The 12,112-nt window shown below is 59.9% G+C and carries 14 protein-coding genes; 8 read left to right on the top strand and 6 right to left on the bottom strand.

The features are described from left to right. Window positions 1-86: 86 nt before the first annotated feature. From AC5E6N_RS03130 to AC5E6N_RS03150, 5 genes are all read right to left on the bottom strand, one after another. Window positions 87-335 carry a zinc-finger domain-containing protein gene (locus AC5E6N_RS03130; protein WP_491746448.1) on the bottom strand — a complete coding sequence of 83 codons (249 nt, stop codon included), beginning with the start codon at window positions 333-335 and terminating at the stop codon, window positions 87-89. Next, window positions 325-918 carry a hypothetical protein gene (locus AC5E6N_RS03135; RefSeq protein WP_491746449.1) on the bottom strand — a complete coding sequence of 198 codons (594 nt, stop codon included), beginning with the start codon at window positions 916-918 and terminating at the stop codon, window positions 325-327. Before AC5E6N_RS03135 ends, AC5E6N_RS03130 begins: the two co-directional genes overlap by 11 nt. Then, a complete protein-coding gene (locus AC5E6N_RS03140) occupies window positions 915-1,235 on the bottom strand; it encodes a DUF6522 family protein (RefSeq protein ID WP_491746450.1) in 321 nt (106 codons plus the stop codon). The genes AC5E6N_RS03135 and AC5E6N_RS03140 overlap by 4 nt, the downstream gene beginning before the upstream one ends. Then, complete coding sequence (locus AC5E6N_RS03145) at window positions 1,232-1,831, bottom strand: MarR family winged helix-turn-helix transcriptional regulator (protein WP_491746451.1); 600 nt, start codon at window positions 1,829-1,831, stop codon at window positions 1,232-1,234. Before AC5E6N_RS03145 ends, AC5E6N_RS03140 begins: the two co-directional genes overlap by 4 nt. Before the next feature lie 352 nt (window positions 1,832-2,183). Next, complete coding sequence (locus AC5E6N_RS03150) at window positions 2,184-3,155, bottom strand: threonine ammonia-lyase (RefSeq protein WP_491746452.1); 972 nt, start codon at window positions 3,153-3,155, stop codon at window positions 2,184-2,186. Between the two features lie 173 nt (window positions 3,156-3,328). On the opposite strand from AC5E6N_RS03150, the gene AC5E6N_RS03155 reads away from it, so the two are divergent. Beyond that, entirely contained in the window at window positions 3,329-4,285 is a 957-nt protein-coding gene (locus tag AC5E6N_RS03155) for a Rossmann-fold NAD(P)-binding domain-containing protein (RefSeq protein WP_491746453.1), read from the top strand. 57 nt (window positions 4,286-4,342) lie between these two features. Here AC5E6N_RS03155 and AC5E6N_RS03160 read toward each other — a convergent pair whose 3' ends face one another. Beyond that, a complete protein-coding gene (locus tag AC5E6N_RS03160; protein WP_491746454.1) occupies window positions 4,343-4,789 on the bottom strand; it encodes a hypothetical protein in 447 nt (148 codons plus the stop codon). Window positions 4,790-4,892: 103 nt separating this feature from the next. On the opposite strand from AC5E6N_RS03160, the gene AC5E6N_RS03165 reads away from it, so the two are divergent. The 7 genes from AC5E6N_RS03165 to AC5E6N_RS03195 all read left to right on the top strand — a co-directional run bounded on the left by AC5E6N_RS03165 (window position 4,893) and on the right by AC5E6N_RS03195 (window position 11,955). Continuing rightward, window positions 4,893-6,473 carry an ABC transporter substrate-binding protein gene (locus AC5E6N_RS03165; protein WP_491746455.1) on the top strand — a complete coding sequence of 527 codons (1,581 nt, stop codon included), beginning with the start codon at window positions 4,893-4,895 and terminating at the stop codon, window positions 6,471-6,473. 259 nt (window positions 6,474-6,732) lie between these two features. Next, entirely contained in the window at window positions 6,733-7,701 is a 969-nt protein-coding gene (locus AC5E6N_RS03170) for an ABC transporter permease (protein ID WP_491746456.1), read from the top strand. Then, the gene (locus tag AC5E6N_RS03175) at window positions 7,698-8,639 is read left to right on the top strand and encodes an ABC transporter permease (protein WP_491746457.1); all 942 of its coding nucleotides are present in this window, start codon (window positions 7,698-7,700) and stop codon (window positions 8,637-8,639) included. Before AC5E6N_RS03170 ends, AC5E6N_RS03175 begins: the two co-directional genes overlap by 4 nt. A gap of 352 nt (window positions 8,640-8,991) precedes the next feature. Next, window positions 8,992-9,741: an amino acid ABC transporter ATP-binding protein gene (locus tag AC5E6N_RS03180; RefSeq protein ID WP_491746461.1), complete on the top strand. Its 750-nt coding sequence runs from the start codon at window positions 8,992-8,994 to the stop codon at window positions 9,739-9,741. 14 nt (window positions 9,742-9,755) lie between these two features. Continuing rightward, window positions 9,756-10,532, top strand: coding sequence for a transporter substrate-binding domain-containing protein (locus AC5E6N_RS03185; protein WP_491746458.1), 777 nt, complete (start codon window positions 9,756-9,758; stop codon window positions 10,530-10,532). A gap of 50 nt (window positions 10,533-10,582) precedes the next feature. Beyond that, window positions 10,583-11,281 carry an ABC transporter permease gene (locus tag AC5E6N_RS03190; RefSeq protein WP_491746459.1) on the top strand — a complete coding sequence of 233 codons (699 nt, stop codon included), beginning with the start codon at window positions 10,583-10,585 and terminating at the stop codon, window positions 11,279-11,281. Continuing rightward, a complete protein-coding gene (locus tag AC5E6N_RS03195) occupies window positions 11,281-11,955 on the top strand; it encodes an ABC transporter permease (RefSeq protein WP_491746460.1) in 675 nt (224 codons plus the stop codon). Before AC5E6N_RS03190 ends, AC5E6N_RS03195 begins: the two co-directional genes overlap by 1 nt. Window positions 11,956-12,112: the final 157 nt, after the last annotated feature.

Genomic DNA, 12,112 nt, shown 5'->3' on the forward strand with positions numbered 1-12,112 from the left:
CTCACAATAGGCCGGCATCGTCCGCGGTCTGATTCGTTCTGTCGTTAAAGTGTGAGGCGGTGCGGGCAATCGCCGGGACTAATCGCCTAAGCGTCGGGCGCATCCAGGAACACGCTATCCGGCGGGTCGGCCTCTTGTGGACCAAGGCGTCCGTCGTAACGGAACAGCGTCGCGCAGTAGGGACAGAGGATCGTGTCGTCCGCTCCCATGTCAAGGTAGATGTGCGGATGGTCGTGTGGCTCGGCGGCACCGGCGCATTTGAATTCCCTGACGCCGATCCTGATTTCCGCAACGCCCCGGTCGTTCTTGAATTTCGCATAATTCTTACCCGCCATCACGCCTCGAAAGCTCATTCTCGATGATGCCGACTTCGGTCAGCTGATGCTCCATCGAGCGGTCCGTGAGCATGCCGCTGTCGATCAGTTTGCGAAGCTCGTGGAGCTTTGCCTCGAGTTCGGCGCAGGTGAACTTCGCCCAGGGGTTCGCGTCTTTCGGCGACAGACCTGTTTCCCGGTGCGGGCCCGACCGCGGCGTCAGACCGGCCGCACTCCAGAAGTCGACGGCCGCGGCGAACATCGCCCCATGAGACGCCGCCGCGTGCGGGCCCGACGGCTCGCCGTCATGGCGCCCGAGTTCTTTGGCAATGTCGAAAAAGCCGGGCGCCGGCAGCCCGTCGCGCACGCGACTGATCACGAGCGCGGCGATGAAGGGATGTCCATTGGCCGCATCCTCCCGCATTGACCATTCAAGCGCTTGCGCGACCTGATGAATCGTGTTCGGCGGCTGAAGCTCCAGGGCCTCGGCAAGCGCCTTGTATGTGATCGGTTCTCCCCGCACCGCGATGCGTTGAAGATGAACCCGGACACGGCCGGCCAGGGCTTGTGCCGTCGACACGGTGTTTCCGGGCATGACCGTCATGACATGCCCTTCGCGAGATCGAACAGGCTGAACGGTGCATTTGCGGGCCTGGTTTCGACAACCGGCAACGGTTCCTCGAACAGGCTGCCGTCGGCCTCGATCACGACGCGCCAGACGCGTGACCGATAGCGGAAAGTGAGGCGGGTGCGGCCGGCGTCCTCGTTTTCACCGGTTTCGGTGACGCCCGTGACCAGGCCCTTGGCCATGTTATGCCTCAGAGCCTCAGTGGTAAGACCCAGCTTGGGCGCCAATGCCTCGGCCTCGATGGTGATCTCGCCGTCATCGACGCAAATCGCTGTTGATGAAAGCGCAGTCATCGCCCGGCCGTCCCAACGCGTGGCGGCCCGGCTTTGCCGGAGTTGAAGTTGATGCAAAGCTGTTCCAGTTCGTCGGCCGTAAGAGCCTCCTTCACGAAACCGCATGCATATGCGTTCATGCCTTCCCTGCAACAGCCGTCGCCTTCGAAATGCATGCATGTCGCGCACGTGCCGAAGAGCGGTCTACCCGTCTGCAAGGCAACGCTACCGAGCAAACGCTGAAGCACGGAGGAAAAATTGCCGCGGACGCCCGAGGGGAGGGCGTCCGCGGCCTGGACCAGGGCTTCGATGGGGTCATCTTTCAGGAGCGCCCTGGCTTTTTTCGTCAGATCCAGTCTCACGCTTCGGCCGTCGGTTTCGGAGCGGGTCTGTTTCAGATAACCCCCGGCGACCAGGCCCTTGACGGTCTGTGAGGCGGTGCCCCGCGTCGTGCCATGAAAGGCGGCAAATGCCGACGGCGTGCGCGAAAAGCGGTTGGCACGCGCAAAGTACCTCAATCCGGTCCACTGCACAGGCGTCAAACCAACAACGGGACCGTCACCCGACGCGATTCGTCCGAGATGAAGGATCAGTTCGGCGATCACGCGACTGTCCATGTCATGCTCCTTGTTCATGGGCATTCGGTTGTATATATGATAGCGTTTTCAAACTATCCCGACAAGATAATGATTTCGATTTGATATTAAAATAATTCTGTTCAAACCTGTTCTCCTGATGAGCGCCGGCCGGTCACCTGCCGATTCCCCAAAACCTCCCCCAAAAATCTCCAAGGCGTGCTGATCACCGACGTTTGCGTCCGACGGCGCTGCATCGAAAGCCGACGGCGCAGGTCTGTATTCCTCGGTCATTATTGATGAGATGGTGCGACTGTATCGCCGCGGGGATCAACGGGATCAATCGGATGTCGCGGCGTTTTGGATGCCCCGTGCCGATTGAGGTGGTCAGGTGTCACCCACGCGCTTGTGCGCAGACGCGAAGCGCGCGTTCAACCGCGATGTTGTCGCCGGTCAAGATAGCGGCCACCGCCTGACCGGTGATGCTGTCGGCCCGGGTCAGCAGATGCGCCACGCCCGCGGCCGCGCCACCTTCCACGACGCACTTTTCGTGGCGCAGAATGTAAGCCATGGCGTCTTCAATCGCCGCATCGCTCACCTGGACGAAATCATCGACCAGGCGGCGGCACAGGTCGAACGTATAGGCGTTGTCCTGCGGGACCGGTCCTGGAAGGGCATCGGCAATGGAGGGCTTCTCCTCGACCTGAACGATGTGGCCGGCCCTGACGCTTTCATGCATCGCGGCGCCGTGCAGCGAGGAGACCGCGACAAGACGAACCTGCGGCTTCAGAGCCTTCATGGCGAGTGCGACCCCGCTCATCAATCCGCCGCCGGACAGCTGGACCAGCAAGGTTTCCAAAGGCGGGCACTGCTCGGCGAGTTCGAGCCCCAAAGTACCTTGTCCGGCGATGACGAACGGATCGTCGAAGGGCGAGACGAACACCAGGCCGTCCCGTTCGGCCAGTTCCCGGGCCTTCGCATCGGCCTCATCCTGATTGGCGCCATGTATGACGACGTCGGCGCCATAGGCGCGAAGCCCGGCGATCTTGTCCGGCGGCACCAGGTGCGTCAGGCAAACCACGGCGCGCAAGCCGAGCCGCTCGGCCATATAGGCGACGGATTTGCCGTGATTGCCGCTGGAAACGGTGATCACCCCGCGCCGGCGCTCCGCCTCGCTGAGCGACAGCAGCTTGTTGGCCGCGCCGCGGATCTTGAATGCTCCCGTGTCGTGCATCGTCTCCATCTTCAGCCACACGGACCGGTTCAGACGATCGCTCAGGGCCTTCGAACGGCGCAGCGGTGTTGGCCGGACATAGGGCGCGATACGGGCCTGAGCGCGATAAAGGTCGTCTAGCTGGATCGTCATTCGGCTTTCCGTTTCATTCCCACGCGATTTCGATGTCGCGTGTCCGGCAACTGGCTTGTTGACTATATCGTCCAAATTAGACAAATTGTCTACAAGCTATGCGCGCCGCTTCCTGACCGGGGCGCAAGCAACAAGTCGCTACTATGAGGATGAGTGATCGGCCGATGCGCATTGTGACCAAAGATGAAATTCTGGCCAATCTTGACACGAAGATTGCCCTCAACGCCATAGAGAGCGGCTTCAAGGCCTTCGCGGCGGGCCGGGTCCAGGTGGCGCCGGTGGTGCATCTGGCTTTTCCCGACGCGCGCGGCGAATGCCACGTCAAGTCGGCGCATATTGACGGGGACGCGGTTTTCACCGTCAAGCTCGCCACCGGCTTCTATGACAATCCCTCCAAGGGGTTGCCGTCAAGCAACGGCTTCATGGCGGTGATTTCCGCCCGCACCGGCGCGCCGGTCGCCATCCTGCAGGATGAAGGCGTGTTGACCGATGTGCGCACGGCCCTGGCCGGCGTTATCGCCGCGCGCATCGGCGCACAGGCAAACGCACAGGTTCTCGGCATTGTCGGGTCGGGCATTCAGGCGCGCCTGCAGGCTGAGATGATCGCCTCGTTTTTGGGCTACGCACGTATTCTTGTCTGGGCCCGCAGCGCCGACAAGGCTGATCATGTCGTACAGGATTTGCGCGGCAAGCTGCCCGGTCTTTCGATCGAAGCGGCTGAAAGCGCCGAGCGGATCGCCGCGCAGGCCGATACGATCGTGACGACCACGTCCTCCGATGCGCCGCTGCTTCAGTCCTACTGGGTCACGCCCGGAAGCCATATCGTTGCCGTTGGCGCCGATTCACCCGGCAAGCAGGAACTGGACACCGCGCTGTTCGAACGGGCGCGTCATGTGATCGTGGATTCGCTGCCGCAGTGCGTCGAGCATGGCGAGACGGCCAATGCGATCGCCGCCGGCACCATCACGGCCGAGAGGCTCACGACACTTGGCGACGCCCTGGACGGGCCGGGTCTTGTGCGCTATGACGAGGACATCACCATCGCCGATCTGACCGGTGTCGCGTTGCAGGATGCAGCCATTGCAGGATGTGTCTGGCAGCAGATCAATTCACCGTCTCCGGCTGCCTGAAATTCGAGCACGGCGCATTGTTGACACCTAAAACCGGACAAAATAGTCTAATTTCGATCATATTATATCATATAGTATTCGAACTGAATGGAAGCTGCCTTGAGCGCGACCGAAACCCCGATGCAACTTGAAGGTCGGCGCATTGGCGTCGACCTTCGTGCCGCTCATGCTCACCGTATCCGACCGCAGCAGGCACAGTTCCTTGGTCAAAATCAGGATAGGTGCAAACGCGGCCTGAAACGCCGGCCCGTTCTTGCGCCGGAATTTGGTGATCGTATCGTGATCGGGGTGGCTGCCGGTGGCAATGGAGCGCACCGACACATTACACCAGATCGCCTGTCCGATGTACCGCTTAATAAGGCGCGCCGCCCCAAGCCACAAACACAAATACCGCGAGAGCGGTTTCGTCCTCGTGCGCAAGACGGTCATCGGCAACCCGATCGCGCGCATTAGCCGACGAACAAGAAGTCGCAGCGAACGGCCATAATCACGGAAACTCTTCATCGTTCAACCGCAAAGGACAGGATCACCAGCAAAAACCGTACAAGAAATCCGAGAGACAGCTCGGACAAAAGAAACCAACATTAAAAGGGAAGGGAATGTAATGATGAACAGAATGACGATGGGTATTGCCCTCACTTTCTTGCTGGCAAGTACCGCGCTTGCAGGGGCAGAGACATTGCACTGGGCGCGTGCCGGGGACACGCTGACACTGGATCCGAATGCCCAGAACGAAGGTCCGACCCATACCGTGCTTCAGCAGATGTATGAGTCGCTGATCATCCGTGATGTCTCTGGCGCATTGGAGCCAGCGCTCGCAACCGAATGGGCGCCAAGCTCTGAGGATCCGAGCGTCTGGGTTTTCAAACTGCGTGAAGGGGTCAAATTCCACGGTGGTGAAGATTTCACTGCCGAAGACGTGGTGTTCTCACTGGAACGCGCGAAACAGCCGAACTCTGACATGAAAGAGCTGATCGGCTCGATCAAAGAGGTCCGCGCGGTAGATGATCATACCGTTGAGATTGTAACCGACGGTCCAAACCCGATCCTGCCCAACAACCTGACCAATCTCTATATGATGGACAAAGGCTGGACCGAGGCGAACAACACAGTCAATGTGCAGGATTTTGCAGGCGGGGAGATCACCTATGCCACCACCCATGCGAACGGTACCGGCCCATACACTCTGGTCAGCCGCGAGCCTGACGTGAAGACTGTGATGAAGCGCAACGAAAACTATTGGGGTCGCGATCAGTTCCCAATGGAAGTGTCCGAAATCATCTACACCCCTATCCAGAACGCGGCGACCCGTGTTGCGGCGCTGTTGTCCGGTGAGGTGAATTTCCTCCAGGACATGCCGGTTCAGGATATCTCGCGCGTCGATGCGGCACCGGGGTTGGTGGTGAAACAAGCCCCACAGAACCGCGTGATTTTCTTTGGTATGAACCAGAGCGCGGAGGATATCGAAGCGGACAACATCGACAGTGCAAACCCACTGGCCGATGTGCGGGTACGTAAAGCGATGTCGATGGCTATCGACCGCGATGCGATCCATCAGGTTGTGATGCGCGGCCAGTCCCAGCCTGCCGGTATGATCTCGCCCCCGTTTGTGAACGGCTGGACAGCCGAGATGGATGGCGAAGCAACCACCGACATCGAAGGTGCCAAGGCGCTGATGGCCGAAGCCGGCTATGGCGACGGGTTTTCCTTGCGTCTGGACTGCCCGAACGATCGCTACATCAACGACGAAGCAATCTGTCAGGCAGCCGTTGGCATGCTGGGTCAGATCGGGATTACCGTGAACCTGAACGCGCAGCCAAAGGCACAGCACTTCCCGCTGATCACCGACGGCAAGACGGATTTCTACATGCTGGGTTGGGGCGTTCCGACCTATGACTCCGAATATATCTTCAACTTCCTCGTCCACAGCCGCGAAAGCGACATTGGCTCATGGAACGGTACCGGCTTCAACAACGACGAGGTCGACGCCAAGATTAAAACGCTCGCGTCCAACACCGACATCGCAGCCCGGAACGCTGATATCGCAGCAATCTGGCGCGTTGTTCAGGATGAGCAGCTCTACATCCCGATTCACCATCAGGTTCTGAACTGGTCGATGGCGGATGGCCTTGGCATCGACGTGGATCCAGAAGACCAGCCACACGTCAAATATTTCACCATGAATTAAACAAGCGGGGGATCAGCAGATCATGCTGATCTCCCCAAAAACAAAATGCGGCTGGCTCGCCCTCATGTGCGATGACTGGCCGCTTTCATAAAGGACGCTGGGGCGTCAAGAATCCCCAATCCAGCCGACAACCCGGCACGGTTTTAAGAGCCGGCGCGGTTTAAGCGACAGTTTTCCTTCGGTCCGAACTGCTAAATCGCAGCACGTCCGAATACGAAAGGCCCCCGCAAAAGAGGCCGCATACGAGAGGGCACTACGGATGTTGCCGTTTATCCTGAGACGCGTGGGGCAATCCGCGCTGGTTCTTCTGATCGTTGGGCTTGTGGCCTTTTCGATGTTCCATTTTGTCGGTGATCCGATCGAAAACATGCTCGGACAGGAACGCACCCGGGAGGATATCGACCGCCTGCGCGTGCAGCTTGGTCTCGATAAGCCGTTCCCGGTGCAATATTACAAGTTCCTTCAAGGCGCGCTGCAAGGGGATTTCGGGATAAGCTACCGGCAGGGCCGCGAAGTCTCTGCGATCATTCTGGAGCGTGCACCCGCGACGCTTGAACTCGCGGCTGTGTCGGCGGTTTTTGCGGTCTCGTTGGGCCTCATTCTGGGGGTCTATACGGCGATCCGCAGCGATGGGCTTCTGGCGCATTTCATGATGTCCGCCTCGCTCATCGGGGTGTCGCTGCCGACCTTTCTGATAGGCATCCTGCTGATCTACGTATTCTCGGTCGAGTTGAAATGGCTGCCAAGCTTCGGGCGTGGTGAAGTGGTCGATCTGGGATGGTGGACCACGGGACTTTTGACGGCAAGCGGGCTGAAGTCTCTGGTCCTGCCCGCAATCACCCTGGGCCTGTTCCAGATGACTCTGATCATGCGGTTGGTGCGTTCGGAAATGCTGGACGTGCTGCGCCAAGACTATATCCGCTTTGCCCGCGCCCGAGGGCTCAGCGACCGAACGATACACTTCCGGCATGCCTTGAAAAACACCATGGTGCCGGTAATCACCATCATCGGCCTGCAACTGGGCGCGATCATCGCCTTTGCCATTATTACCGAAACGGTCTTTCAGTGGCCGGGTATGGGGTTGTTGTTCATCAACGCCATTCAGTTCGTCGATATTCCGGTGATGGCCGCCTATCTCATGCTCATTTCCGTGATGTTTGTGGGCATCAACCTGATCGTCGACATTATTTATGCCCTGATCGATCCACGCCTGCGGGTAAGCCAATGACCGAACCTACAGGCACCCAAGCCCCGTCGCGCCTGCACCGCATTCTGGACAGCGATCTCTTCAATGACTTCCGGCGCTCTCCGGTTGCCCTGGTTTCAGCAATTGTCACGTTGCTGTTGTTTCTGTCGGCGATCTTTGCGCCACTGGTGGCGACCACAAATCCCTTTGATCCCACGAGTCTCAACCTGATGAACGGCTTTACGCCGCCCATGGAGCCCAATGCCTTTACCGGTGAGAGCTTTGTTCTGGGGACCGATGATCAGGGGCGCGATGTCTATTCGACCATTCTCTACGGCATGCGGATCTCGCTCTTTGTGGGGGTGACTGCGATTCTGTTCGCGATGATCCTTGGGATCATTCTCGGGCTTCTTGCCGGGTTTGTCGGCGGCTGGGCCGATACCATCATCATGCGCACTGCGGATGTACAACTGACTTTTCCGTCGATCCTCGTGGCGATGCTGATCTTTGGCATTGCCAAGGGTTTCACTCCCATCGAATATCGCGACCAAATGGCCATCTGGGTTCTGATCCTCGCCATCGGCCTCAGCGACTGGGTCCAGTTTGCCCGCGTGGTGCGTGGTGCAACCCTGGTTGAAAAGAGCAAAGACTACGTGGCCGCCGCGCGGATGATCGGACGACCGTCGTTCTCCATCATGTTGCGCCATATCCTGCCAAATGTTCTGTCGCCTGTGCTGGTCATCGCGACCATCTCCCTGGCACTGGCAATTATCGCCGAGGCGACCTTGAGTTTTCTCGGCGTGGGTGCACCGCCTACACAGCCCTCGCTGGGCACACTCATCCGAATTGGTCAGCAGTTCCTGTTCTCCGGGGAATGGTGGATCCTCTTCTTCCCCGCCTGCACCCTGCTGGCCCTCGCGCTGAGCGTGAACCTCCTGGGTGATTGGCTGCGCGATGCTCTGAACCCGACGCTAAAATGACAGATCCAGGATTCGCTGCCGCAATGCGTCGAGCATGGCGAGACGGCCAATGCGATCGCCGCCGGCACCATCACGGCCGAGAGGCTCACGACACTTGGCGACGCCCTGGACGGGCCGGATCTCGCGCGCGATGACGAGGACATCACCATCGCCGATCTGACCGGTGTCGCGCTGCAGGATGCAGCCATTGCCGGATGTGTCTGGCAGCAGATCAATTCACCGTCTCCGGGTGCCTGAAATTTGAGCACGGCGCATTGTTGACACCCAAAACCAGACAAAATAGTCTAATTTCGATCACACCGTATAGTGTTCGAACTGAATGGAAGCTGCCTTGAGCGCGACCGAAACCCCGATGCGACTTGAAGTTCGAGGTCTTTCGAAGTCCTTCGGATCGGTGCGGGTGCTGGACGCGATCTCCCTGCGCGCCGACGCCGGACAGGTCATTTCCATTATCGGATCATCCGGCTCCGGCAAGAGCACATTTCTGCGTTGCCTGAATCTTCTGGAGACGCCCGACAGCGGCGAACTCGCGCTGGACGGCCACCGGGTCACGTTCAAGACACGTGGCGGCAAGCTCAGGCAGACGCGGGACATTCAGGCGTTGCGTGCCTGTCTTCCCATGGTGTTTCAAAGCTTCAATCTCTGGCGCCACATGACGGCGCTCGAAAACGTCGCGGCCGCTCCGATCCATGTCCTGGGGCGCTCGCGCAAGGAGGCGCGGGAGCACGCGGCTGCACTTCTGGAGCGCGTCGGCCTGGCCGACCGGGCCGATTACTATCCGCACCAGCTTTCCGGCGGCCAGCAGCAGCGCGCGGCCATTGCCCGAGCCCTGGCCATGGAGCCGAAAGTCCTGCTTTTCGACGAGCCGACATCGGCCCTCGACCCGGAGCTTGTCGGCGAGGTTCTGAAAGTCATCGAAGCGCTGGCCGAGACCGGCAACACAATGATCCTGGTGACCCATGAGATGGGCTTTGCGCGCCGCGTATCCGACCGTGTGGTCCTGTTCGACCACGGCAGGATCGCCGAAGAGGGGCCGCCCGATCAGGTGTTCGACGCACCGCGCACCGAGCGTGCCGCTCAGTTTCTTGCATCCATCATGTAGCACGGAGATTACCTATGAAATTGCTGTTTTCCGCCGGCCTGCTTGTCGCCCTGGCAGCCGCGCCCGTTTCCGCCGAAACCCTGCGTATCGCTACCAGCGCGGACTTTCCACCGTGGGAATCGGTTGATTCCGACGGCAATATGATCGGCTTCGACGTCGACTTCGGAAACGAGGTTTGCGCGCGCATCGAGGCCGAATGCGAATGGACAAACCAGGCCTATGACGGCCTTCTTCCCGCCCTCATTGCCGGACAATACGACATGATCGTCGCAGCCATCTCGATCACCGACGAGCGCCGCCAGAGCATCGCCTTTTCCACCGCCTACGCGCAGGCCCCGGCGGCCTTCGCAACCATCGGCGACAAATATGCCGAAGTCGGCGATGCCGCCGCGCTCGACGAAACCATCAATGCGGCAACGGTCGGCGTGCAAGGCGCTTCGACCTTCGAAGGCTTGATGGCGGCGCACTTCGAAGGCGCCGATGTGCGCGTTTATCAGCGTGCCGATGAAATCATCGCCGACCTGCGCACCGGCCGTCTGGACGCCGGCCTGATGGAAGTCTCCGCCTGGGAAGAGTTCGCCGAGGCCAACACCGACATTGAACTGAACATGTTCGGCCCGGTCTTGACCTATGATGTCTATCCCGAGCTTGGCGAGGGTATCGGTATCGGTCTGCGGCAAGGTGCCGACGACCTGAAGGGGCGCATCGATGCGGCGATCACCTCGATGCTTGAGGACGGAACCATCGCGACGATGTCGCAGCAATGGTTCGGATACGATGTTTCGCCATAGAGTTCGGCCGGATTGAAGGCCGGGCGGCCTTACCGGTTTAACAGACACCCATGCTGGACATGTTATCCTTTGGCGCCGGCGGCTGGGGCGATGAGCTGCTGTCCGGACTCGCCGTAACGCTTCTCCTGGCACTCATCGCGTTCTCAGCCGGTACGGTGGCGGGCCTGATGCTGATGCTCGCACGGCGGCGGGGCCGGCCGGCGCGCTATTTCGTTTCCGGTTACGTGACCGTGTTCCGCGGCGTGCCCGAGCTTTTGATCCTGTACCTGTTCTTCTTTGGAACCGGCGCGGTGGTGCAAAACGTCGCGGCCAGTCTCGGCTATACCGAACGGATCAATTTGAGCGGCTTCGCACTTGGCGCATTCGCCTTGTCGGTGATTGTGACGGCCTACGCCACGGAGGCCTTTCGGGGCGCCGCCAACAGCATTCCGAAAGGTCAGCTCGAGGCGGCCGAGGCTTTCGGATTTTCCGCTCCAAGGCGATTTCTGTTCATCGAGCTGCCGCAGCTCTTGCGCGTCGCGCTGCCGTCACTGGGCAATATCTGGCTCATAGTTCTCAAGGATACGGCGCTCGTCTCGCTGACGGCGGTTGCCGAACTGATGCGCCAGGCGACGGTCGCCGCCGGCTCCACGCATCGCCCGTTCACCTTCTACGCCGTCGCCGCGCTGATCTATCTGGCGGTCTCCTTCCTCTCCGAACGCGTGATCGGCCGGGTCGAAAAACGGTTTGGCCTGAAGGAGGCAAACTGATGGATTGGGCGCTTCTTTTGTCCTTTTATCCGAGCCTGTCCGAAGGGGTCGTCATCACGTTCGGCCTCCTGTTCGGCGGTTTGGCGCTCGGGCTGGTGCTGGGTGCCTTCATCTGCTGGGTCCGCATGCGGCGCATCGCGGTTCTGGCGCCTTTCATGGATGTCTACGTACTGTTCTTCCGCGGCACGCCGCTGCTTGTGCAGCTTTTCGCGATCTATTTCGGACTGGGCCAGTTCGCGTTCATCCGGGAAAGCGCGGCATGGGTGTTGCTGCGCGAACCCTGGTTCTGCGCCGTCCTCGCGCTGGGTCTGAATTCGGCCGCCTTCACGTCGGAGATCATACGCGGCGGTATCCTCGGCGTGGAGCGCGGCCAGCTTGAAGCGGCGCAGGCCTACGGCTTCGGTCCCGTGCTGACGGCGCGTCTGATCCTGCTGCCCCAGGCATTGCGCGTCGCCTTGCCTGCCTATGGCAACGAGATGATCCTGATGCTCAAGGGCACCGCGCTGGCCAGCACGATTTCGATCATGGAACTGACCGGCATTGCACGAAGGCTGACCTCGCAAACCTTCGCGCCCTTTGAAGCGTTCATCGCGGCGGGCTCTATCTATCTGCTTATCTCCATCACCTTGACCAGCATGTTCGCTGCCATAGAGCGCCGTCAGCACTGGTCGTGACAACCAAAAGGAGCGTTTCGTGTTCCACCCCTTTGACGTCGAGCAATTCCTTTCCGAACTGGAACACGGGGTTGCCTACAATTTCTCCGAAAGCGGCGTTCATCCCATGACGCTGCGGGAGTTGGCCGAGATCACCCGCCTGGACATGGATGCGTTC

Source organism: Hoeflea sp., assembly GCF_984452065.1.